Source organism: Armatimonadota bacterium, from assembly GCA_020354555.1.
Lineage (GTDB): Bacteria > Armatimonadota > Hebobacteria.
The window spans coordinates 1,972,696-1,997,168 of sequence record CP070648.1 but is presented as its reverse complement, the minus strand read 5'-3'; the positions used below and the strand labels follow the sequence as shown (position 1 = coordinate 1,997,168).

The window sequence follows — 24,473 nt, the reverse complement described above, 5'->3', positions numbered from 1 at the left end:
TCGGCGAGGACGGCAAGGTCATTGCGACCCTCGTCAATTTCGCGTGCCACCCGGAGATCATGCAGAACAACTACCTCACCGCGGATTTTCCGAACTGGACGTACCAGCGGATCGAGGAGAAGGCGGGCGGAGTGGCGCTGTTCGTCAATGGCGCGTTGGGCGGCATGGTGACGGGGGACATTGACGACATCTATGACAAGGGACAGGACAACTGGGACGATGCCGCGCGGATCGGGAACGCGGTCGCGGACAAGGCGCTCGAGATTCTGGCGGACGCGGAGGCGGTGAGCGACGCGCCGATCGCGTTGCGGACGAGTGCGTTGTCGGTGCCGCTGCAGAACGCGGGATTCGAAGCAGGGATTGCGGCGGGAGTGCTGCCGGATTTCCTGGAGGACGGCAACGTCAATACCGAGGTGGCAGCCGGCGCCATCGGCCGCGCGCAGTTCGCGACGGTTCCCGGCGAGGCGTTCCCCAACATCGGGCTGCTGCTCAAGCGCTGGATGAGCGGGGACGTGAAGTTCGTGTTTGCGGTGACGCAGGACGAGCTGGGGTACATCATGTCGCGCGAGGACTGGGGGCTGAAGCTATACGACTACGAGACGAGCATGTCGGTGGGGCCGGAGATGGGGTGTATGCTGGTTGAGACGCTGCGTCCGATGATTGAGGAGATCAACGCGCAGCTCGGCGAAGCGGCCCCGGGCGCGGGCAGTGGGTCGCTCGACGCTTGGTTCATGGCCCTGCCCGACACGTTCAACGCCGACGCGGCGGGTGACATGCGCGCGGTCTACTTCTTTAACCTCACAGGCGAGGGCGGCGGCGAGTACGCGATCACCATCGCCGACGGCAAGTGCACCGTCGAGAAGGCCAAGCCGGAAAAGCCTGACCTGGCGATGACCGTCGCGGCCTCCGACATGGAGGCGATCATCGCCGGCGAGTTGGATCCGACGGCCGCGTTCATGACGGGCAAGTTGGCGCTCGACGGCGACATCAGCCTGGCGATGAAGCTGGGCGATTTGTTCGGGCTGTAGTCGCCGGGTTCTGCGATTCCCAGTCGTCAACGAGAGATGCGCGAGGCCGAGCCGAAAGCTCGGCCTCGCCGCTTCGAGGGAAACTCGATGGTGCGGCGATGGGCGATCGGCAAGACGATTCGCGCTTGACAGGCGGTTGATATGTGGGTATAAGTGACCTATGTTGCGGCGCGCACGTCGTGCTGCGATGCGCAAGCAGCGTCGGCGATGCGCGCCGCGGTGGAGGTAAGACTCAGTGGCTGACCAAACCGGGCGTCGCGAATTCCTCAGGCGGGTTATCGCAACCGGCGCCGGAGCCTACAGCTTCGGCCGTTTCTCCCGCCCCGCCCACGGTGATCAGAAACCGTCCCCCGATTCCCCGTCCAAGGTGGTCATCGTGCGCTCATCGGCGCTCGGCCCCTTCGACGGCCGACCGCAGCCGGACCAAAGCGTGCTGACTGAAATGCTCGGCCGGGGCATGACGGCGCTCACGGGCGAGTCATCCGTCATGAAGGCGTGGGGCAAGGTCTTCAAGCCCGACGACCGCGTCAGCATCAAGGTGAACGGCCTCGGCGGCCCGCGCGCGTCGACGCGGCCGGAGCTCGCGAACAGCGTCGCCGCGTCCGTGCAAATGGCCGGCGTCGCACCCGACGACATCATCATCTGGGACCGCAGGGATCGCGACCTCGAGGAGGTGGGCTTCGCGCTCAACCGCAACCAGCCCGGCGTCAAGTGCTACGGCACCGAGGGCGAGTACACGGACGAGATCGAGCACCGCTCCTTCCGCGGCCGCATATCCCGCATCCTCAGCGACCGCACGACGGCGTTGATCAATCTGCCGATCCTCAAGGATCACAACAGCGCCGGCGTGACCGTAGCGCTCAAGAACCACTACGGCACGTGCAACAACCCCGGCGCGCACCATGGAAACCACTGCGATCCGTACCTCGCCGACCTCAACGACGTGCCGGAGATCCGCGACAAGACGCGGCTTATTGTGTGTGATGCCGTGCAGGCAGTGTGCGAGGGCGGACCGGGATTCCGATCGCCGGAGTGCCTGTGGGAGCCGCAGGCGATCATGCTCGGTTTCGATCCCGTCGCGCTCGATTTCGTGGGATGGCAGATTATTGAGCAGCGGCGACGAGACATCGGGCTGCCGTCGCTTGCCGATGCCGGCCGCGAGCCGAAGTGGATCGCTACCGCTGAGTCTCTCGGCCTCGGTCACGCGCGGGAAGACAAGATCGAGGTCATTCGGATCGAGACGTGAGCCGACGCGACGCCGCGTCGGCCGAACGGCACGGCCGCGGCTGACCGTGGATTCGCGTCGGGATGACGCGAGCAGCAGAGAGAATTCAGCGGTGTGGGACAACGCCGGAAGAACCAGCGAGGGCTAAACGTTGAGCGATAGGATTGGAAGAAGAGAGTTCTTGCGCACCGTCGCGGGCGTGGGTGCGGCGGCGCTGATTGGCGGTTGCGGCGCGCGCGGCCGCGGGGGCGCCGGTACGTCTGGCGCGTTTGAGCCGCGGCTGCCCAAGCACGTCATGGAGGCGGAGCCGGTTCTGGCCATCGCCTCCGGCGGCAGCATCGAGGATCGGGTGCGGGCCGCGGTGGCGGAAGTGGGCGGCATGGCGCGATTCGTCAAGCAGGGCGACACGGTCGTCATCAAGCCAAACGCGGCCTGGCAGCGTTCCCCGCAGCAGGCTGCGACGACGAATCCCGAGGTCGTCGTCGCGCTCATCAACCTGTGCCAAGAGCAAGCCGCCGGCAAGGTCGTGGTCATCGAGCACATGATTGACATGCCGCCGCGACTGGTCTGGGACGTCACCGGCCTCGGCGAGGCGATTCGCGCCGCGGGCAGCGAGGCCGTGTCCGCTCACGACCAGCGGCGCTACGCGACGCTGAGTATCCCGAAAGGGAAAGTGTTGACCTCCGATTCCGTCATCCGTGACATCCTGGAGGCGGACGTGTTCATCAACGCGCCGATCGCCAAGGTGCACGGCGCCAGTGTCATCACCGCCGCCATGAAGAACATGATGGGGGTGGTGTGGAACCGCCAGTACTGGCATCAGGCCGATCTGCAGCAATGCATCGCTGATTTCTCGACCGCACTGCGTCCGGACCTCATGATCTTGGACGCCAATCGCATACTCCTCACCAGCGGGCCCAAGGGGCCGGGCGATACGAAAGACGTCGGGGAGGTCGTCGCAGGCTTTGATCCGGTGGCGGTGGACGCATACGCAGCCACGCTGCTCGGTATCGCACCGCAGGACGTGCCGCACGTTGACCTGGCTCATCAGGCCGGCGTCGGCGAGATGGACCTGAGCCAGGTGCAAATGAAACATGTCAAGGCCTAGAGCCGCAAGCGTCAGACGACTATCGCAGGGACTGTTCCTGGCTGCGTTCCTGTCTCTCTTCGTCCTCACTGTCTGGCCCATCGGTTTGGCCGCGCCGGTCGCCATCTTTCTCGAGACCGATCCATTAGTCGTCCTGTCGGCGCTGCTGGCCGAGAAGGTCGTCGCGGTGCCTCTCATCCTCCTCGCGCTCCCAGTGCTCGTCCTGACGCTGCTCGTCGGGCGCGCGTACTGCGCCTGGATCTGCCCGCTCGGCACGACGATTGACATCTCCGATCGACTACTCTTCACCAAGACGAAGGCGCGCCCGGCCACTGACCGGCGGCGCTGGAAGTACTACGTGCTGGCGGCGGTCATCGTCAGCGCGATATTCGGCGCACAGCTCGCGTACTTCGCCGACCCCATCGTGCTGCTGACCCGCACTCTCACCTTGGCCGCGTTCGGACCCGTCAGCGCGCTCGCTCAATCGCTCGCGGGCATCGGCTGGATTCAGGATGCGTACAGTGCCCTCCAGGGCCGCGTGGATTTCCTGGCGCGACAGGGCCTGCTGCCGCCGCAGCAGGCCGTTTTCCGCATGGGCTGGGTGGTGCTGGCGATGTTCATCGGGCTGCTCGCTCTGGGAGCGATCGAGCAGCGCTTCTGGTGTCGCAACTTGTGCCCGTTGGGGGCGCTGCTGGGGGTCGTGTCGCGGCTCCCCCTGCTGCGACGGCGGGTCAGCGACGAATGCACGGCGTGCATGCGCTGCGTCACGGAATGCTCGACCGGCGCCATTGACGGCGACGATCCGAAGTCGTCTCGTATCGCCGACTGCATTCAGTGCTACAAGTGCTCGGCAGTGTGCCCCGAGCGAGCGGTGAGGTTCTTGCCGCAGGCAAGCCGCGCCGGTCGAGAAGCGCGGCTCGATGTGTCGCGCCGGCGTCTGCTTGGATTCGGCGCACTCGGCCTGGGGTGGGCCGCGATGGCGCACACGACACCGGGGTCGCGAGCGACGGTGATCGGCAACCCGTCGGCGAGTGCGCAGTTGATTCGTCCGCCGGGCTCGGTGGCGGAGCCGGAGTTCCTCGATCGCTGCGTGCGCTGTCAGCAATGCGTCAAGGCATGTCCGACCAATGGATTGCAGCCCGCGCTGGCGGAGGCGGGGCTCGACGGATTATGGACGCCGGTTTTGGTATCGCGCATCGGTCCGTGTTCCGAGAAGTGCAACTTGTGCGGTCATGTGTGCCCGACCGATGCGATCGAACCGATCCGCGTTGAGGACAAGCCGGCGATCTTCATCGGTCAAGCGATCATCGATCGCAGCAGTTGCATCGTGTGGGCCGGCGATGAGACTTGTCTGGTGTGCGATGAAGTCTGTCCGTATGACGCAGTTGATTGGAAAATAGTAGAAGGAAAAAAGCGGCCCATCGTGAATGACCACACGTGCACCGGATGCGGTGAGTGCGAAAAGAACTGTCCGGTGCAGCCGCTGGCCGCGATAAGAGTCTTCTCTCTGGGCGACCGGCGTCATTGGAGCCGAGAGCTCCAGCGTCAATGGCGCTATGGCAAGTAGCGCGTTCAGGATAGCTGACGGGTTTCCGCTTTTGATGGAGGCAAGCCGCGCCGCGGATAGCCGAGTCGCGGAAACCCCGGTGGGAAGAACTCCGGAGGAGTCGCCAGCGTGAGGCGGTCTCCTCGATCACATGGAGTTATCTGGCAGCGCGTTGCAGGACGCATTAAGGTCAGCGCAGGGAAGGAGGTGATATGATGGCCACGGCAAAGAAGAAGAAGGCGGCGAAGAAGACGACCGCCAAGAAGACGGCGGCGAAGAAGACGACTGCCAAGAAGAAGACGGCGAAGAAGACCCCCAAGAAGAAGAAGTAAAGGGATGTGAGAGACGGGGCGACGGGCTCACCGTCGCCCCGCCCGAATCCGCCTCGCCTCCCCCCGAGTCGTGCTGGCGCGGGGGCGCTACGCGCGAGGGTGTGCCCGGTCGTAGATCTCCTTCAAGCGGGACTGCGTGACGTGGGTGTAGATCTGCGTCGTCGCCAGTCGCGCGTGCCCCAGCAGTTCCTGTACGGTTCGCAAGTCGGCGCCTGCGTCTAGGAGATGCGTCGCGAAGGTATGGCGCAAGGCGTGCGGGCTGATGCCGCGTCGCGCGCTCGTGTGCATGACGTGTTTGTGCACGACTCGGCGCAGTCCACGGTCGGTGAGGCGCGTGCCGTTGCGGTTGAGGAAAAGCGCGCGCTCCTGGTCGGCCCCGCCGGCGCGGGCGAGTGCCCCCCGCCCTTTGGCCAGATACTCCCCAAGCGCTCTGGCGGCATGTGATCCGATGAGCACGATGCGTTCGCGCCGGCCCTTGCCCTTGACGCGCAGTTCGGTGGCGCCGGTGATGACCTGACTCAGATCGAGGCCGACCAGCTCGCTCGCCCGCATCCCAGTCGCATATAGCATCTCGAGCAGCGCGCGGTCGCGCAATCCTAGTGGCGTGTCTGCTGGCGGCGCGGTCAGCAGCTCCTCGATCTCCGCCGGATATAGAAAGGCGGGCAGTCGCCCGCGCGCCCGCGGCGCGCGAATGCCGACCGTCGGATCGCGCTCCGCCCCTCGTCGGCCGAGATATCTGTACAGAGAGCGCAGCGCGGAGAGCTTGCGCGCGATAGACGTGCGTTCGTACTGGTCCGCCTGCAGCGCGGCCAGGAACCGCCGCAGCATCGCCGGCTCAACCGCCTCCCAGGTCTGCACAGCGAACCTCCGGCGCACAAAAGCCGCGCACTGCGCGAGATCGCTCGCGTAGGCGCGCAGGGTGTGGCCCGACACGCGTTTCGCCGAGCGCATGTATTCGAGGAACGAGTCTAAGTCGCGTTCCATCATCAGCCCGCGCGATGGTAACACACCAACCGCGCGTGACGCAAGGGCGCGTCCGCGGGCGCTGCGGTGACTGCCAATTGGCAACACGCAGCCGAGCAGCCGGCGCCGAAGCGGGGCGCTCTCGGCTGGGACGCGCAGGCCTGGCAGCGCGACTGCTCCCGCGCGTCACCAACACCTCAGGCATACCTGCCGCAGCTGCGGGTGCGGCACTGCCGCATTGACCTCGTCCCGCGCGCGGAGTACAATCGCCGCCGTGACCTGTCGCAGGTCGGAATGGAGTGAGACTGCTTTGAACGAGGTGACATACGTAGCCGCGGATGCACTGCGGGACGCGTGCTCGCAGATCCTGGAAGCGGTCGACGTGCGCCGGGACGAGGCGGCGCTCATCGCGGACTGCCTGGTTTACGCGAACCTGCGCGGCGTGGACACACACGGCATCATTCGCCTGAAGTTCTACTTGCAGCGCATCGCGGCGGGTGGTGACAATCCGCGGGCACAGATCAAGATCGTCCGCGAGTCGGCCACGACGGCTTTGCTCGACGCAGACAACGCATTCGGCACGGTGGCGGGTGTCACGGCGATGGACCTAGCGATCGCGAAGGCGCGTGACTCCGGCGTCGGGGTGACCGTGATCCGCAATGCCAACCACTTCGGCGTTGCCGCGTACTATGCGGCCCGACCGCTGCGTGAGGGCATGATCGGTGTCTGCACGACCAACGTCGTGGCCTCAATGCCGCCGCCGGGCGGACGGGCGGCTCGCGTCGGCAACAGCCCCATCGCCATCACCTTTCCGTCGGGAGAGGAACCGCCGGTCATCTTCGATGCGGCGACCAGTGTCGCACCCTGGGGCGCGTTGATTGAAGCACGACTGCGCGGCGAGCAACTGCCGCCCGATAGCTTCCTCGATTCCGATGGCGGGCCGACGCGCGATCCGCAGGCGGTGCTCGACGGGGGATTCCTGCTGCCTATCGCGGGGCACAAAGGGTACGGGCTCGCTCTCTCCGTCGCCCTGCTCACGGGGCTTCTGGGAGGCGGCGTGTTTGATACAGATATCATGTATCCCTATGGCGATGTGTCGGTTCCCGGCAGCAACTCGTTCCTGATGTTGGCACTGCGCGTGGAGAGCTTCGTGCCGCTCGAGGAGTACACGCGCCGCATGGATGACGTGATTCGTCTAGTTCGCGCGACGCCGACTGCCGAAGGCGTGGAACGGGTGCTGCTGCCCGGCCAACGCGAGCACGAGACAGCGCAGGAGCGGGCGCGAACCGGGATTCCGCTGTCGCGTGAGCAGGTTGACGAACTTCAGGGCTTGGCCGCGAGCGTGGGGGTGAGCCTTGGACTGTGATGCGCTCGGGGCGGACGCCCCGGATGCTCGAACGCAGGTGAGGGATGCGATAATGCGAATAGACGCGCACGTCCATGTCAGCACAGAACCAGGTTACGCCGATCGACTCGTCGCCGAGATGGATCGCCTGGGATTCGACCGAACGCTGCTCAACGGCTTCGTGACCTACGGCGATCAATCGGGCAACGATGCGGTTGCCGCCGCGCTGGCGCGCCACCCCAAGCGGATCATCGGTGCCGCGTACCTCGATCTCGCGACCCAGAGCGCGGCGGATGTGCGGACCTTTCACGAGCGCGCCTTCCGCGCGCTCAAGCTCATCGGGCCGCCCGCCAACTACGACGACAAGCGCTTCTATCCCGTGTACGATGCGGCCGCTGAACTCGGCATGGTATGTCTGTTCCACACCGGCATCGTCTCGCGGTCGCCGGCGCCGATTGATCGCGTGCATGACGTCAACAACGACCGCATGCGACCGATCTACCTCGACACCATCGCCCGCCAGATTCCCGAACTCAACATCATCGGCGCGCACTTCGGCAACCCGTGGTACGACGAGGCGGCGATGGCGGCGCGCTGGAACCCGAATCTGTACTGGGATCTGAGCGGCTCGACGCTCAAGAAACGCACCGCGCAGGATCTGGCAAAACTGCTGTGGTGGACCGAGACGAGTCGTTACCGCGACCCCGAGGGGCGCCCCGCGTGGCAGAAGATTGTCTTCGGCTCCGACGTGCCGATCGAAGAGATCGAGGAGGTCGTCCGGGACTACGAAGCCGTCCTCGGCGCGCTCGGCATACGCGAGGACATTCAGGCCGCCATCTTCGGCGACACTCTGGCGCGATTACTGATGCTGCCCACGAGATGACCGGGAAGGGCGTTTCCTCATTCCGCCATCGCGTGTCCGTGTTGATCGGTGCAGTGGTGCTGACAGTTATGTCTGCTTAATCTGCGCCTGCAGCCACTCGACCGCTTGGCAGAACGTCACGAGATCATCCTCGGTCGGCAACACTCCTGAAAGTGAGAACTCTGGATACTTCCCTGCCCCGTGTTCAAGTTGCTCGAATCCCCGAACTCGGCGCAGGCGATCCGCCCAGCCTTGCATGAGTTCTTCCGATAGCCGGTCCCATTGTGACCCGGGGAACGGGATCGTAATCCGCCCAGTGGTCCATACGTAGAAGAGCGAGTAGAATGCCCCGCCGTGCTCGACCCGGTACGTGAAGGTGCCCTTCGCTCGGCCGGTGCCCCAATGCACATCATCAGCCGTGTCTTTGGCAAACCGAACAAGACGCTCTGCCTTCTGGCGGACGTCGTCATCGCATACCTGGCCCAAGGACTCAAGAAACGAATCTTCTGTCCACGCTTTTGCTGGTGCCTCGCGCAAGGGCTTGAGGGCCCCTGTCACTTGCGGTACGAGGATTTCCGTTTCTTCATCCCTGTAGCGGCTAACTTCCAATGCGTACAGCGGCACCTGATTCTGGCCCTCGCGTGAAAGGAACTCGATGATGTTGCGTAGCTCGTCGTTCAGACGATCAACGGCGATCACCAGACGGAACGCACCGGTCTCGAGGCTCCGGCGCACGCTTTCACGGAAGTCTTCCGGCGACCAGTCTTCCGAGTCAGTCCGTTCCTGTATCAGGTCCGCAAGGTGCTTACCCTCCTGCCTTATGAAGAACGCGTCGAAGTCCTCATATGGCATCCGCCAGAGGAATGCGGCGTACTCAAGGAGTTGGCCTATGACCGCTCGTCTGCTTTCCCGGTTCACATCGAGCTTGCACTCGATGAGGGTAATGCCACCTTGTTCATCGAGTGCTATGAGATCGGTCTGGCCTGAACCAGGGAGACTGGCCTCTCTCAGGCATATCTTCAATTCTGGGGCTTCGTCTCCGAGGTCACGGACTGGGAAGATGTCAGGGTTGTCATAGAGAAGTTGCTGCAGCGTGTTCTCCTCTCTGTATTCCTCGCCAGCCGCTTTGCGCCACCTGGCGACGCTCGCTTGCCTGATCAGGACGAACTTCATGAACCCCTCCTCCTGGCTTTCCGGCCAGCCGTGGCAAGCGGTGTATGAAGCGCGCAGTCTGCCTATTCCAGCAGTCCGCGCAGTATCTTCGCGTATCGCGGCACGGCCTCTGCCGGGTCCTCGTTCGCCTCGTGTTCGATCGTCAGGTAGCCCCGATAGTTCACTCCTCGCATGATGTCGATCACGCGCTGGAAGTCCATCGGCTGCTTGTCCTGGCCGGCGGGATGCGCTTCAGTCTTCAGGTGCACCGTGATCGCGTACTTGGCGACAAGTTCGGTGTCGGCGTATGGGTCCTCGGTGTGAAAGTTCGCGATGTCCAGATTCAGGCCGAGCCAATCGCTCTTCACCGCTTCGAGGATGCGCTGCGTCTCCTCGCCGGTGGCAGTGAGTCCGCCGTGGGTTTCGAGACCGCACATCACGCCGCGCGTGCCGCCGTACTCGCTGACCTCCTGGATCGCCTCGACGCACCACTTGAACGTGTCGTCGTGGCTCTGACCCTCCTGCACGCCCCCGGCGTAAATGCGGCAGAACGGCGCCCCCAGCACCCGCGCGTGGTCAATCCATTGCTTGACCCACGCAATGTCCTTGTCGCGGTCGGGGCCTGGCGGGCGGCAGAAGTTGTTGCGGTGCCCCGTGCCCGAAATGTCGAGGCCGAGCAGATAGCAGGTGCGCTTGATGTGATGCAGGTACTCGTCGGTGACCGGCTGCGGGAAATAGTACCCCGTGAGTTCCACGCCGTCGAGGTCCATTGCGGCACATGCGTCGAGGAACTCCTCGACGGTCATCGCCGGATTGTCTCCTCCGAGGTAACGCCGATAGGAGTACGCGGCACAGCTGAGCTTGAGCCGTGGGCCCTGAGTGCGCTCGATGGGGTCGCGCGCGTACGCCGCGCCGCCGCCCGCAGCGGAAGCCGCCGCGCCGCCCGCCGCGAGGATCGCGGCATCGCGGATGAATTCCCGTCGCGTTCTGCCTGACGTGTCCATGATCGCTCCTTCGGCCTGCAGTATTCGAGGTCGCTGCCGCGTCCGTCGCGCCGCATGCCTCGACAGCGGGGGCCGCCGAGTGGACTATTCAGCGGCCCACCTGTGCTCCCCTGCCGCGGCAGGCTCGTCACCCGAGGCCGTGGAATACCGGGTCCCGTCGGGAGGAGATCTGGCATGAGGATCGTCGCGGCTATTCTCGTCGCCGCCGCAGGTCTCGCGGCGAGCGCCGGGATAGGGGAGGCATCACCGGTGAATATCGGTTCAGGGAAGCAGCTCTTCATTGACGACGCGCTCATCGCGTCGAGCCAAGGCATGACCTTGGCCATGAATCCGCCGCGCAAGACGGGGGAAAGATGCATCGTCCCCGATCGTCCCTGGGAAGGCTACGGCGTCTGCGCCTACAACGCGGTGGTGGAGGACGAAGGCATCTACAAGATGTGGTACGACGCCATCGACAACGACGGCGGCCGATGGTTGTGCTACGCGACCTCGACCGATGGGATCCGCTGGGACAAGCCCGCGCTCGGCATCGTCGACTTCCGGGGCTCCAACGACAACAACATCGTCTTCCCGCCGGAGAAGCGAACGCACGAGCCAGGCTGCGTGTTCGTCGACACCAACCCGAAGTGCCCGCCCAGCGCGCGCTACAAAATGGTCTGCAGCTACGACGGCCCGGGCGGATTCGGCACGTACGTCGGCGAGTCGCCGGATGGTTTGCATTGGCGGCTGCTGAGCGACAAGCCGTCATTTCGCGGCAGCGACACGGGCAATGTCGCGTTCTGGGACGACCGCATTGGCCGCTACGTCGCCTACATCCGCACCTGGACGCCGATGCGCATGGTCGGCCGCTGCGAGTTCGATGACCTCGTGGACTTCGGCAAAGAAGAAGTCGTCTTCGGCTACGACGAGCAGGATCCGCCTGACATTGACTTCTACACCAACGCGGCCATCAAGTACCCGTTCGCGGAGAGCGTCTATCTTATCTTCCCCAGCGCGTACTTTCACTACCCTGAACCGCCGGTCGGCAAGTTCAGCAATGACGGGCCGCTCGACATCCGCTTCGCCGTGAGCCGCGACGGCGTCAACTTCACGCGCCCGGACCGCTCTCCGTATATCGGCCTCGGCACTAAGGGCAGCTTCGATGACAGCGCGATGTACATGACCACCGGCCTCATCCGCAGCGGCGGAGAGATCTGGCAGTACTACATCGGCTACGACTTCACCCATGGCGCATATCACGTCGCGACCGACCGGTTCAAAGGCGCAATCTCGCGCGTCGTGCAGCGGCTCGATGGCTATGTCTCCGCCGACGCGGCCTATGGCGGCGGCGAGTTGACCACGGTACCGATAATCTTTGCCGGCAAGCAGCTGGAGCTGAACGTTGACACGGGCGTGGCGGGCTCAGCGCAGGTGGAGATACTGGACGGCGAAGGCACGCCTGTGCCCGGCTTCGCGCTCGCCGACGCGGATGTCATTAAGGGCAACTACATCGCGCGGACCGTGACCTGGCAAGGCAGCGATGACGTGAGCGCGCTTGCGGGGAAACCCGTCCAGCTCCACTTCGTGATGCGTGACGCCAAGCTGTACGCGTTCCAGTTTCAAGAGCAAGCAGGGAGCGGGCAGTAAGACGTAGGGGGCAGTCGTCGGGCAGGAACTCGCCTCCTGACCTCGCACCGCGTGCGTGGGATGCGGCCGTCCCCAGGATGAAAGGAGCGACGCAAATGGACTGGCAAGCATGGGGCGCCAGGCTGAAGGACGTGCTCGAGTTGAGGGCTAGCCCGGTCGCGATTAGCTACACGGATAAGTCTCCAGAACAACCGGGGAAGCGCAAGTGCAGTGTGTGCGGCCTGCTGAGAGACGTTGCGGCAGGCGAGACATTTATCCTGACCGCGGAGACTTCGCGCTGCCCGGGCGGGTCGCAATATCTCGGCCTGCAAGCGCAGCATCCCGAGCGCGCGCGGTCGCTGCGCGAATTCCTTATCAACGGCGAGAAGCTGTTCGCGTGCCCGGCGGCTATTCTGCGCGCCGGCGCGATGTCGGAAGCGAAACCGCCGTTCGGGACGGCTGAGTACGTCGTCTTCGCGCCGCTGGAGAAAGCGCCGCTGCCGCCCGATGTCACGGTATTCCTGTGCAACGGCTGGCAGAGCGGGCGGCTGATCAACCTGGCGTACTACCTCGACGGCGCGCCGATGCACTGCGATCCCACCGGCTCTCTATGCCGCGCGGCGGTGACCTATCCGCTAGTCACCGGTCGCGTCAACGTGACATTCGGTGACGTCACCGCGCGCCGCATGGAGAAGTTCCCCGAGGACGTAGTCTTCGTCAGCGTGCCGTACGTCGCGCTGCGCAGCGTGGTGGAGAGCATTGACCGCTGCGGCGCCGGCACGGGAAAGCTGGAGATCCCCGAGGAGTTCCGCCGCGAGACCGAACAGGCCGGGGGCGCGACGGAACTGTGAGGCGGTAAGAAGACGTTGCCGTCGGCAAGCACATGCGGCAGCTCACGACGCGAGCACGTTAGCGTCCCATGTGGTGTGTTTCGCGGGATCGCGCCCTATTCTTCATGGTCTGTGCCACAACTGCAAGCGCTGCGGCAACGACCAATGTGGCGAGCCCCAGGATGCGTAACATGACGAAATCAGTGCCCAGGACAAGCAACACGGCCCCCGCTGCCACCACGAAGTTGGCTCGGCTTATGACGCGGTTCCACTTCCTGGTTTCTGCCGACTCCTCGCCCGGTGGCGCGACGATTCGCCATTCCCCTAGTGACCGGGCGACTGCGAGTGCTAGCAGCCACGCAACGGGGATCAATAACACAGCCGCCAGTATCGCTAACGTGGATAGGCCGGAGAATAAGAGGTAGATCGGCCCGCCCAGGAGGATCGCAAAAACGCCCCCACACAATGCGCCTATAACGTGCGGGTTGCTGAGCTCAAGCCACGTCGCGCAGGTCTGGCATTGGCGCAGCCCTTGCGACCAACGTGCAACACTCCCCGGCCACATGTTGAGCCAGTCGCCTCACCTCGGGCATCGCGTCGCGAACATGATACCCCCTCCCTGTCGGCCGACCCTATTGTACAGCGCAAAGGCCGCGTGTCAATGGGAGGAGCGGCCTGGGGAGTTGACTTTCCGGGCGAGACCGTCAATGCCAGACACTCCATGACGGCAGGTCACATCCTGCTTCGTCGCTGCACGGCCTGCCCTGCTCGGAGCAGGGAAACGGCTATCGTGCATGCATCCGCGCCGGCGGAGCAGGTCACGCGAATGCGCCCGTCGCTGTCGCGCCGGCGGCGCGCCGCTCCTTCGCCGTCGAAGCGCACGTTGACCTCGGCATGATAGCTCGGCGACGCCCAGATCACGGTCTCGCCGCCCTGGGGCAGCGGGGCGAACCGCACCTCGACGCCGTCATCAGTGCTCCAGATACGCTGCGGGATACCCGCGATAACCTCCGGATACGGCCGCGTGAGCAGCGGCAGAAGACTGAAGTCCTTGAACGTCGGCCCCCAGTACGCCCAGTAGGCCCAGCCGCACAGCATCTCGTCGCAGGCATCCATGTGGTCCACGGTCAGAAGCCGCCCGTCGGGGCGTTCGGACTGCGGCGGCCAGGTTCCCCATTCGCCAAACCAGGTGGGCACGCCCATGCGGTCGCCCGCGGATTTCGCGCGGCCCAGGGACTCGCGAAGGCCGGCCTCTTCCCGAACGTACGGGAACAGGTAGTCAGTCGAGAAGTCGTAGGAATGCGGGGCAAAGACGACGTTGGCGAAGGGCCGCCCGGCCGCATCCTTGGGCGCTTCGAGGCCGGTCAACAGTCGCGTGCCCGACAGATCCCCGAACGCGGGATCGAAGAAGATGACGTGGTGAGGATCCACGGCCCGGATGGCGGCAGTTACCCGGTCGTAGAACGGCTGAAGCTTCGCCTGCTCCGCCTTCTGATTGAGCGGGCTGGCATAATCCAACACACGAACCGCGGCGTCCTTCTTTAGCAGCGCCTGGATCATTTGAGATATGGCGGCGAAGTCGAGATTCGCCACAGCCGCGGCCGCCTCCGGGCCGAGTTCCTTCACCGCGCCCGTCGCGATCGCCGCCATGACGCCGTTCAAGTCCTCGCCGTAGGACGGCTCGTTCAGGATGTCGTAGCCCATGATATTGGTGTCATCGCGGAAACGGCGCGCCACGTGCTGCCACATTGCGGCGAACCGGTCCTGGATGCCAACGCCTCCCGGGCCGGGCTTATTGGCCCAGAAGTTGTCAAAAGCCCGCTGCACCGCCGGTGACCAGTAGCCCGTGAACCACGCGCCCTCCGGCGCCTCGTGCGCCAGACCGTCGTCCAGGCGAGCCCACGCGGGCGCGCCGTCACCGCCGAGGTAATCGCGAGCGTAGAGGTCCTGGTGCATGTCAAGGATGACCCGCAGCCCCGCTTCACGACACCAGTCCAGACGCTCCGCGAGCTTGTCGAGGAACGCGTCATCGTACTCGCCGGGCTGCGGTTCCACGGCCTCCCACGTGATGTAGTAGCGGACACTGTTGAAGCCCCACTCCCGGAGCACCATCACTTCATCTCTAGTTGCCCACGGCAGGAAAGGCGGCGTCTTGCTGCCGAGATTGACTCCGTGCAACATAAGCACACGCCCGTGCCCATCCATGAGCCAGGGGCCCTGCGTGCGCACGAATCCCGTGCTCGATTGCGCGCCGGCGCCGGTCACAGCCAACGCAAGGAACAGAATGCTGAGAAGAAGCACTGGGAACCCGCCTGGCGGAAACTGCATATATCTCGTGATCATCGCTCGCACTCCTGCCATGCAGATTGCTCACCCACTCGTTATCGAAACCACCATGGTGTGGCTGCGCAAATCCGGAACAGCCATCATCCCTCAATTCATCCGCCACACGCCGAACCGCGGGCCGTGCGGCGGCCGATTCTCGGGAGCCGATTCCGCTCAGCCGACGATCTAGCGCGTGACGGTGATAGCGATTACGCTGTCCCACGGGTCGGGCGCGCGGGGCGGCAGTCCGCTCAAGATGAGCCGGTCGCCATCCTGTCTGACACCTACGGGCGCGCCCGTCGCCAGCACCTTCGCCGATGCTACCCCTGCGTCCACCCCCGCGACGGACACCTCCTCACCAGGCCAGCGGAAGAGGTGGAGATAGACGGTATCGCCCTTCGCCGTCGTGAGCCCGACCGCCTCAGCGGCGAACGGCGCCGGCCCGCAACTGTGCACAGACTCGCCATTTGCCTTCATCCAACGGCCGATCTGGCCGAGGCGAATCCGGGCCAGCAGCGGAAACGTACCGTCCGCTTTTGGGCCGACGTTGAGAAGGTAGTTCCCGCCCCAGCTGACACAGCGCACCAGGTTCCAGATGAGTTCGTCGGTGCGTTTGTACCTGGGGTTGCTCGGAACGTAGCCCCAGGCGTCGTTCATCGTCATGCACGATTCCCATGGTCGAGCGGCAGGCTCGATCTTTTGCTCCGGCGTATCGAAGTCCTCGGGAAGCATGGAGCGGTTGTTGATGATGATATGGGGCTGCAGCTGTCGCACCATCGCATTGAGTTCGCGCGACTGCCATGCAAGAGGCCCGTACGGCCAGCCGCCGTCATACCACAGGATGTCTATCTTCCCGTAGTTCGTCATCAGTTCGCGCACCTGGGCGTGCACGTACTCCCGGAACGCGGCCCAGCCCTCCGGGTCCTTCTCGGGCCCGTCCCAATACGGCTGGTACCGCCAATCGAGCAAGGAGTAGTAGAAGCCCACCTTCATCCCCGCCGCGCGGCATGCCTGCACGTACTCGCGAATCAGGTCACGCCCCGCGGCCGTTTTCGGGGCGGTGAACCCCGAAACGCCACTGTCGAAGAGACTGAATCCGTCGTGATGCCGGGTAGTCAGCACCACGTACTTCATCCCGGCTTCCTTGGCGAAGGCGATCCATTGGGCCGGGTCATAACGCGTCGGCCTGAACTCGTCCGCGAAACGGGCGTATTCGTCAGCCGGGATCTGTGCGTCGTTCATGATCCACTCGCCGCGCGCGGGGACTGCGTACACCCCCCAGTGGATGAACATGCCAAAGCGCGCGTCGGTCCACCAACTCATGCGCTCCGCAGCAGCTTGCGCTTGCTCGGTGGTGGGTGTTTCAGATGACGTGATCTCAAGGACGGCCGTCGCCTTCACCGGCTGCCCGTCAATCTGCAGGACGTCACCCGCGGCGTTGCGCGCGACGAAGTCGATATGATAAGTGCCCGGGAGCGCATCCACATCCAGGGCAAACGTCCACACGTCGTCGCCGGCGAGGCGGTCGCCGTTTTCCCCCGCATCGGTGAGCGGGAACGTGACGTCGGGATACTCGACGACCACTGCCTCGACGGCGGCGACTTGGTTTGCCGAGTCATCCACGGCCACGGTCGCCACGACGTGATCCCCGATGCGGATTCGCGCCGGGCGGATCTGTGCCTCCCGCAGGCTCGGGCCGCGCGAGGCGGCCGGTTCGGGCGGCTGGAGCGTCAGCGTTAGAGTCGCTCTCAGGTACGTGGCGTGTTCGTCCTCTGATCTGAAGGCCTTGCCCGCCGCATCGCGCGGCCACAGGGCGATGTGATAGGTGCCCGGGAGGAGGGCCTCGGGGGGCACGTCCGTGCCGCCCGACCAGATCCCATCTCCCGCGAGCGCATCGTCGCCTTCGCCTCCGTCATTGAGCGGAAACTTGTAGCCTGGATACTCGACGACGATGGCTTCGACTGCGGCGACTTCGTTCACCGAGTCCTCAACGGACACGGACACAACGACGTGATCGCCCACCCATGCGATTGCCGGTTCTATCGTGGCATCGCTGAGCTTGGGCGTCGCAGCCGCGCCGGTGATGAAGAGACTCGCCACCAGGCAAGCCGCAACCAGTCCAGCACAGCGGATGTGCATGGCGGAATTCCTCCCGGTCTTCTCGTACGTCGCCTGGCGCGCTGCGCCCTCGGATCCCGGTGCCCAGAGGCCCTCAACTGCGGGCGAGGCGCTTGCCGGATTGTGACAGCCGGCCCGCCCGGGTTGCGATTGGGCGGGCCGGCAAGCTTACCCAGCCAGTGCTGTCACAGCAGTCCTGCGGTTGTGCTGGACTGCGACCTACTGGACCTCGTTCGGCATCGCCAGTATGGCGAGCATCTCATAGAAGCCGAGCCGCATGTACTTGACGTGGCCGTCAACGAATCCGACCGGCATCGCGACGGGCATGGTCGGTGGCGTGCCGCCCAACTCGACCGGTACGACGTGGGCGTCACTGTAGTCCTCGGAGTACCCCTCGTGGCCGCCGAAGCTGCTGCAGAAGTCCATCGGCTTCCACACCGGGTCATCGAAGTTGCCGATCGCATTGGCGCAAGGCCAGAACTCCTGCGGGTTGTTGTACTGGCTCGTGCTGACAAAGCCCAGGAGCTCCAAGACATCCCAGATCTGGCCGGTGTTGTAGTTCTGACTCGAGCACGATCCCGCTGCGGGATCGAAGTGGGCGCATCCCCAGGTGTAGGTGCCGGCGCCGTTCCCGCCGTCTGTGACTCCGACCTTCCGCACGCCGACCGCCGGCCCGGAGGTCAGAACAACGGTGCGGATGATCCATGACGGCGAGCGGCGACTGAGCGTCGGACAGTTGAAGAGATCCAGACTCTTAATGTAGGGAGTGAGGACGTCGGCCAACTGCCAGAAGTCAAGTGTTCCGAGGCCGGTAAAGTCCGTCACATACTGGTTCGCAGGATCTATGGGGTGTGCGCTGCACCCGCCGTAGGAGCACGCTGCCGGCAGCACTTCGTCATAGTCCTGTGCGTACATGATCGCCGCGAGGCTGATCTGCTTGAGGTTCGAGATACAGGTCGCCTTCCGTGCCGCCTCCCGCGCTCGGGCGAATACCGGGAACAGGATCGCAGCGAGGATGGCGATGATCGCAATCACCACCAGGAGTTCAATCAGGGTGAAACCGCGGCTTCTTCGCATCCCACTCCTCCTTCCCTTTGACATCACCAAGGCAACTTCCTCACACGGATATTCCCAATATATCGAGGGCCTTCTCCCGCTCCTTCACCTCCTCTCCAGGCCCGCTGCAACGCGAGTCGTTCTCGCAGGCTCGGGCGCCCGTCGCCCCCTCTTGGTTTCGTTGCGGCACCGGCCGGAATGGGATCGTCATCAACCTATTGCCTGAGCCGAATAGCGATGACACTATCCCACACGTCGGGTGCCCGCCGGGGCAGGTCGCTCAGCATCAGCTGGTCGCCGTCTTGCTTCACGCTCACGCGCTGACCGGTCGCGAGCACCTTCGCTGACGTCACGGGCACCGTCACCCCCGCGACGGACACGCTCTCCCCCGGCCACCGGAAGAGATGGAGATAGACCGTATTGCCCTTCGCCGTGGTCAGGCCGACGGCTTCATCGGCGAACGGCGCCGGCCCGCAGCCGTAGACGGATTGGCCGTTGGCCTTCATCCAGCGACCGATCTGCTTCAGGCGAATCTGCGCCATCACCGGGAACGTGCCGTCCCGCTTCGGCCCCACGTTGAGCAGGTAGTTGCCGCCGCCGCTTACGCAGCGCACCAGGTTCTGAATGAGTTGGTCGGTGCGCTTGTACCGGTTGTTCCCCGGCACATAGCCCCAGTTGTCGTTCATCGTCATGCACGATTCCCAGGGGCGCTGGGATGCCTCAATCTTCTGCTCCGGCGTGCCGAAGTCCTCGGGAAGCTGCGACCGGTTGTTAATGATGATGTGCGGTTGCAGCCGCCGCACCATCGCGTTGACTCTCTTCGACTGCCACGCGTTCGCATCATGCGGCCACCCGCCATCATACCACAGGATGTCTATCTTCCCGTAGTTCGTCATCAGCTCGCGCACCTGCGCGTGCACGTACTGCAGGAAGTCGGCCCAACCCTCCGGATCCTTCTCCGGCCCGTCCCAGTAGGGCTGATACCGCCAGTCGAGCAGCGAGTAGTAGAACCCGACTTTCATGCGCGCATTGTGGCACGCGTCCACGTACTCGCGAATCAGGTCCCGCCCCGCGGCCGTCTTCGGTGCGGTGAAGTCCGAGACCTTACTGTCGAACAGACTGAAGCCGTCGTGGTGCCGCGAGGTGAGCACCATGTATTTCATGCCCGCTTCCTTCGCCAAGGCAACCCATTCCTGCGGGTCATACCGCTTCGGGTTGAACTTGTCGGCGAGAGGCGCGTACTCCTCGGCGGGGATCTTCTCGTTGTGCATGACCCATTCGCCGCGCGCGGGGATGGCGTACACGCCCCAGTGGATGAACATCCCGAATCGCGCGTCGCTCCACCATTTCATGCGCTCGGCATCCTGCTTCCGCTTGGCCATCTCGTTCTCCTGAGTTGAACCGGCTGCGCAGAACGTGACGGACGTGGCAGCCGCCAACAGCATCGCGATCCAGCACCGCCCGACCTTGCGTGACCCCACCTCACACCTCCGTCTTCAGCGCACCGTCACCTGCAGCGGATGCGCGTACTCCGCGTACACCGCGGCGACGTCCGCTTCGGGCGCAGCGCCGTCGTGCAGCCACACGCGGTAACGGAACGTCAACGTCGTGCCCGGCATCACCCGCAAGCCTTCGTCCGCCTTCTCCGGGCCGAGATAGTAGCGCAGCCCGAACGGGTTTGCCGCGAACAACCCGTACTCCCGCACGTGCCAGTACGTTGGATGGCGGAAGTTGTCGGGATGGTCGAGAATCGCGATTCCGACGGTCCGCCCGTCCACCGGGCCGGAGTAGTCGCACCATGCCGCGCGCTTGCCCCAGGCCTCGCCATTCACTTGCCCTTCGGAGTTGACGATCCGCCCGGCTCCGCGGGGCACCTCCATCGAGGACGCGACGCGGAAGGCAAACATGCCCTCCTTGGTGTCACCGAAGTGCACGGGCTCGCCGACGGGGATGATGGTCACGGCAAAATCGAGCAGCCGGCCGTTGCGCGTACGGTACACTCGCAGCTCACGCACGTCCTCGCATACCTTCGCGCCATCCGCCGCTACCCAGTCATTGCGCGCGCGGATGATGCCGACGACCGGGCCGCTCTCGAGCAGCTCGAACTCGCGGTGGACGATGCGGCCTCGCCCCTCGCCCTCGGTCCAGAAATCGTGGCCGTTCACTTCGCCGAACGTGAACCAGAAGGAGCGATGATGCGCATGGTCCTGCGCTTCCCCGGGCACGTCCTTCATTGGGTAGTTGCGGGTCAGCGGCAGGCCGCCGGGGCCGATGACGGGGTAGCAGTACGGCTTGGGAGCATCCGCGAAGCGATAGCTCGTGAAGAGATCGCCGTCAACGGTCACGGTAACCGCATCGCCCTCCGGTTCGACCGCGACGCCCCGGCTGCGCTGCGCTGGCGACTCGTCGCTCAAGGTCAGCGTGTAGTGCCGTGTTGTGGCAGGTCCTAGGTCGCGTAGGACAAACACCACCCAGGCGTTCGCGCCGCTGCGCACGAGTTGACACGGCACGGGCGGCCCGTCCACCTCGCGCAGCCGCGCCGATTTGACGGCGCTCGGCGCCTTGACCGGCACCCAGACAGGCGCCTCCGCGTACGCCGTGTCGCCGGCGGCGACGGTCAGTTCGTGCTCCACGGCGCCGCCGAGCGCGGGGACAGCGCCGCTGACTGCCAGCAGCGCGGCGGCGACAGCGGTAACGATACCGACGTATCTCATCGGGGCCTCCTACGCTTCGCTTATAGTATGCGTCTCCGGGTCGAAGTACACTTTGCGCCCGGTGTGCAGCGACTTGTTGCGCATATGGCTCATGCCCGGGTGCGGCTCGAGCCTGATCTCAGCGCCGATCTTCTTCGACGAGTGTATGCTGAGCGCGTGGGGCGCTTTGGGATTGTCGTGGATGGTGACCTCGTTTCCGCCGCCGTCCTTGCCCGAGACTCCCTGCGCGTCATCTCTTTGCGCACGGTCATGTTCCTCCCGTCACGCATTGCGCATCTTCGAGCGCCCGACACAGCCGCCGACCGATTCATACCCTGACGATCAGCCACATACCTCCCACGAGAATGCCCACAATGAGCCACGCCACGACAAATCCGAGCCACGATTGTCGTGACGGCTTGCACACGAGAATGCCCGCAGCGTCGATCAACCGCGCGTGCGGCGGCACCGCCTCGTCGAAGCTGAGGCCGAGCTTGTCGTCGTGCCCGATCGGGGTGTGGATCTTGGTGAAGAAGCGATCCAGCGACGCGCGGTTCGGAGCCGGCGTGACGAGGCTCACGACGATGCCGGCGAGGATGCCGACGGGAATGTAGAGCGCCATCTGTTGCCCTTCGCTCCAGCCCAGCACGCGCAGCGCCACAAACCATGCCGCCGCCGCCGCCAGGAAGCTGGCCCACGCTCCCGCCGTGGTGGAACGCCGCCACAACACGCCGAGCCAGAAGGCAATGCCCATCGTCGCGGTGACCTTCCAGAAGCTGGTCAAGCCCTGGAAGATGTCGGTCACCGAGTAGGCGAAGATGATCGCTCCGATGACGACGATCGCGGAGATCACGCGCGCGACGTTGAGATAATGGGCCTCCGGGGCGTCGCGCCGGATATGGCGGCGATAGACGGTCTCAGTGCACAGCCCCGAGACTGCGACCATCATCGAGTCGCACGTGGACATCGCCGCCGCCATGATGCTGGCGAGCATGAGCCCGCGCAGGCCGAGGGGCAGCAGCTTGCTGACGGCATCGCCAAAGGCTGCGTCGGGGTTCGCCAGGCCCGGCGCGCGCACCAGCCACACGACGCCGAGCAAACACCACGCGATCGTGCACAGGCGCTTCAGGAAGTTGCCGTAGGTCATGCCGACCCGGCCCTCCCACTCCGTGCGACCCGCCGAGGTTACCGAGATAATGTGAGATTGGGAAACGATGCTGAACAGAGACGTGATCGTTAGCGCCCCGATGAACACGAGGCTGAAGCGCTCGCCGGTGAGGTTGAGAAACCCGTCGGGTACGCCGCGCGCCACCCCCGACATGCCGCCGATGCCGTGGAACGCGAACGGCAGAGCAAGGCCAGAGAGGATGATGATCATGAACCCTTGCACGAAGTCGGTGCGCACCGCGCCGACGATACCCCCAAAGGCTCCGTAGAGCAGGAACAGCGCCGTCATGACAAACAGCGATACGTTGAATGAAGCGTCGGGGACGACTAGCCCGAACGGGAGACGTAGGACGTCGAGCGCGGGATCAATCGCGAGCAGCCCTTGCACCGTGCGAGATGTCCCCAACAGCATCGTCCCGATAGCGAATATGCTGCCGATCGAGCTGACGATAACCGCCAGTATGCCGACACTCGGGCCGTAGCGTTCCTCGTACCAATCCGCGATGGTAAGTACGCGGCTTCGTCGCAGCAGGGGCGCGAGCAGCCAGTAGAACGGGGTCACCATCATCCAGTTCCACTGCGCCCAGATGCCGGACACCCCGTGCGCATAGCTGCGCGACACCACGGCCGCCGCCTGGTCGGTGTGCGTTCCGGTACCGAAGGCGTGCATCACCATCATCGCCTTGCCGAAGCGGCGACCGCCGAGCAGGAAATCCTCGCGATCATGAACCGCCCGCTTGCTCCACACCCCCAGCGCCGTAATGCCGAGCAGGTAAACGACGACCACCGTCCAATCTACCGTATCGAGACCAAGCATGCGCGCTCCCCATAGAATGTCGTGCGGCGGAGCGTGTCCGGCGGTTCCGCCCCGGTACGCCGACTGTGTCCTTCGGCATCCCGATTGTCATTCCTCCTGCCACTACCTCGAGGGATTCCGCGGACGCGCAGCGCCCGCAGCAAGGCCCGGCCGGGTGCGACGAAGAACCTCACTCCGGAGCCCTCCCAGGTGTGGTTCCCCTGCAAGGAGAAGAGCGTGAGGCCGATCGCTATCTTCTGCGTCATCGCAGCATGTCTCGCGGGGTCGTCACCCGGCGCCGAAGGGAGGAGCGCGAGCACTAACATGTCCGTCGCCAGCGCCGTGTCAGAAGCGGAATACTTCCGGTGGGAGGGCGTGGTCAGGCCCTCGGATGAGCCCGCAGGTCTCGCGTTTCGCGCGGGGCAAGGCGGCGACCGGTATTGGGCGATACTCGAGTCCGCAAGACTCCGGATCGGCCGCACGCTCGACGGCAAAGAGCAAGTATTCGGCGAGCACATTGCACCTCAGGCCAAGCGCCTCTGTCTGGCGGTCGAGGTGGTGCCGGCGCAGCAAGACGAGAATGGCCCGGCGTGGTACATCGGCAGCGCGCTCTCCCCGCCTGCGATCGAGATACGGGCCAAGACGTGGCCGGATACGGAGCCCGAACCCGACTGGCAGCTCTCGGTGACGAGCGACCCCTTCGTGCCCGGGCAGTACGGCGAGGCATACTGGGACATTCCGAGCACCTCCGCGCGTTATCCCTTCGGCGGGCGCCTGAGCGTCATCGGCGCGCTTCACTCCGTGCGCGAGGTCCGTTTCGAGCGGCTCGCTTTCGCGCCGTCCGAGGCCCCGCAGCACGTCGCGCCTTGCGCAACAATCCAGCTCGGCCCCAACGGCGGCTCGTGGCTCGCCCTCGGCGATCTCGACAACGACGGCAGGCTGGATTTCCTGAGCGCGCGCAATGACAACCAGTCGGTGACCGCGCTCGTCGCGGTAGACCCTGAAGGCGAGGTGCTGTGGCAGCGAGGTGGGGGAGGCAGGCCCGACATCGGCTATGACGTGCCGTGCACCATCTACGACCTCAACGGCGACGGGAAGACAGAGGTCTTGTACAGCTCCGAGGGCGATCTCATCGTACTCGAGGGTGCAACGGGGCGCGAGATTCGCCGCCACGCGCTGCCCGATGGCTTGCGCGCGGCGGACTGTATCGTCCTCGCCGATCTCCGCGGTCTGGGGCGGCGTCAGGACGTCGTTATCAAGGATCGCTACGCCAAGGTGTACGCGTACACCGCCGAGTTCGAGCCGCTGTGGAGGTGGGAGGGCAACACGGGCCATCACC

General features: G+C 64.8%; 18 protein-coding genes. 9 read left to right on the top strand and 9 right to left on the bottom strand.

The window, feature by feature from the left end:
- The 4 genes from JSV65_08150 to JSV65_08135 form a co-directional block, all read left to right on the top strand.
- Nucleotides 1-1,028: SCP2 sterol-binding domain-containing protein (locus tag JSV65_08150; protein UCH36313.1), on the top strand; the 1,028-nt coding region annotated here is incomplete at its 5' end.
- Between the two features lie 235 nt (nucleotides 1,029-1,263).
- Nucleotides 1,264-2,274 (top strand): DUF362 domain-containing protein, encoded by a 1,011-nt coding sequence (locus JSV65_08145; protein ID UCH36312.1) that lies wholly within the window; start codon nucleotides 1,264-1,266, stop codon nucleotides 2,272-2,274.
- Nucleotides 2,275-2,404: 130 nt separating this feature from the next.
- On the top strand, nucleotides 2,405-3,361 hold the full coding sequence (locus tag JSV65_08140; GenBank protein UCH36311.1) for a DUF362 domain-containing protein: 957 nt from the start codon (nucleotides 2,405-2,407) through the stop codon (nucleotides 3,359-3,361).
- A complete protein-coding gene (locus tag JSV65_08135; GenBank protein UCH36310.1) occupies nucleotides 3,348-4,907 on the top strand; it encodes a 4Fe-4S binding protein in 1,560 nt (519 codons plus the stop codon). The genes JSV65_08140 and JSV65_08135 overlap by 14 nt, the downstream gene beginning before the upstream one ends.
- A 398-nt stretch (nucleotides 4,908-5,305) precedes the next feature.
- On the opposite strand, the gene JSV65_08130 is transcribed toward JSV65_08135, so the two are convergent.
- Nucleotides 5,306-6,202, bottom strand: a complete 897-nt coding sequence (locus tag JSV65_08130) for a tyrosine recombinase (GenBank protein UCH36725.1) — start codon at nucleotides 6,200-6,202, stop codon at nucleotides 5,306-5,308.
- A gap of 289 nt (nucleotides 6,203-6,491) precedes the next feature.
- On the opposite strand from JSV65_08130, the gene JSV65_08125 reads away from it, so the two are divergent.
- On the top strand, nucleotides 6,492-7,547 hold the full coding sequence (locus JSV65_08125; protein UCH36309.1) for an Ldh family oxidoreductase: 1,056 nt from the start codon (nucleotides 6,492-6,494) through the stop codon (nucleotides 7,545-7,547).
- 52 nt (nucleotides 7,548-7,599) lie between these two features.
- Entirely contained in the window at nucleotides 7,600-8,409 is an 810-nt protein-coding gene (locus tag JSV65_08120; protein UCH36308.1) for an amidohydrolase family protein, read from the top strand.
- A gap of 66 nt (nucleotides 8,410-8,475) precedes the next feature.
- Here JSV65_08120 and JSV65_08115 read toward each other — a convergent pair whose 3' ends face one another.
- Nucleotides 8,476-9,561, bottom strand: coding sequence for a hypothetical protein (locus tag JSV65_08115; GenBank protein ID UCH36307.1), 1,086 nt, complete (start codon nucleotides 9,559-9,561; stop codon nucleotides 8,476-8,478).
- A 62-nt stretch (nucleotides 9,562-9,623) separates the two neighbouring features.
- On the bottom strand, nucleotides 9,624-10,544 hold the full coding sequence (locus tag JSV65_08110) for a sugar phosphate isomerase/epimerase (GenBank protein UCH36306.1): 921 nt from the start codon (nucleotides 10,542-10,544) through the stop codon (nucleotides 9,624-9,626).
- A 174-nt stretch (nucleotides 10,545-10,718) separates the two neighbouring features.
- On the opposite strand from JSV65_08110, the gene JSV65_08105 reads away from it, so the two are divergent.
- Together JSV65_08105 and JSV65_08100 are read left to right on the top strand one after the other, a co-directional pair.
- Nucleotides 10,719-12,170, top strand: a complete 1,452-nt coding sequence (locus tag JSV65_08105) for a hypothetical protein (protein ID UCH36305.1) — start codon at nucleotides 10,719-10,721, stop codon at nucleotides 12,168-12,170.
- Nucleotides 12,171-12,265: 95 nt separating this feature from the next.
- Nucleotides 12,266-13,000 carry a DUF169 domain-containing protein gene (locus JSV65_08100; protein ID UCH36304.1) on the top strand — a complete coding sequence of 245 codons (735 nt, stop codon included), beginning with the start codon at nucleotides 12,266-12,268 and terminating at the stop codon, nucleotides 12,998-13,000.
- A gap of 711 nt (nucleotides 13,001-13,711) precedes the next feature.
- On the opposite strand, the gene JSV65_08095 is transcribed toward JSV65_08100, so the two are convergent.
- The 6 genes from JSV65_08095 to JSV65_08070 all read right to left on the bottom strand — a co-directional run bounded on the left by JSV65_08095 (nucleotide 13,712) and on the right by JSV65_08070 (nucleotide 23,155).
- Nucleotides 13,712-15,322, bottom strand: a complete 1,611-nt coding sequence (locus JSV65_08095) for a cellulase family glycosylhydrolase (GenBank protein ID UCH36303.1) — start codon at nucleotides 15,320-15,322, stop codon at nucleotides 13,712-13,714.
- A gap of 168 nt (nucleotides 15,323-15,490) precedes the next feature.
- Complete coding sequence (locus tag JSV65_08090) at nucleotides 15,491-17,443, bottom strand: alpha-L-fucosidase (GenBank protein ID UCH36302.1); 1,953 nt, start codon at nucleotides 17,441-17,443, stop codon at nucleotides 15,491-15,493.
- Nucleotides 17,444-17,641: 198 nt separating this feature from the next.
- On the bottom strand, nucleotides 17,642-18,499 hold the full coding sequence (locus JSV65_08085; protein UCH36301.1) for a prepilin-type N-terminal cleavage/methylation domain-containing protein: 858 nt from the start codon (nucleotides 18,497-18,499) through the stop codon (nucleotides 17,642-17,644).
- A 194-nt stretch (nucleotides 18,500-18,693) separates the two neighbouring features.
- The gene (locus JSV65_08080; protein UCH36300.1) at nucleotides 18,694-19,860 is read right to left on the bottom strand and encodes an alpha-L-fucosidase; all 1,167 of its coding nucleotides are present in this window, start codon (nucleotides 19,858-19,860) and stop codon (nucleotides 18,694-18,696) included.
- 114 nt (nucleotides 19,861-19,974) lie between these two features.
- Nucleotides 19,975-21,192, bottom strand: a complete 1,218-nt coding sequence (locus JSV65_08075; GenBank protein ID UCH36299.1) for a PmoA family protein — start codon at nucleotides 21,190-21,192, stop codon at nucleotides 19,975-19,977.
- A 307-nt stretch (nucleotides 21,193-21,499) separates the two neighbouring features.
- Complete coding sequence (locus JSV65_08070) at nucleotides 21,500-23,155, bottom strand: sodium:solute symporter family protein (protein ID UCH36298.1); 1,656 nt, start codon at nucleotides 23,153-23,155, stop codon at nucleotides 21,500-21,502.
- Nucleotides 23,156-23,371: 216 nt separating this feature from the next.
- On the opposite strand from JSV65_08070, the gene JSV65_08065 reads away from it, so the two are divergent.
- Nucleotides 23,372-24,473: VCBS repeat-containing protein (locus JSV65_08065; GenBank protein UCH36297.1), on the top strand; the 1,102-nt coding region annotated here is incomplete at its 3' end.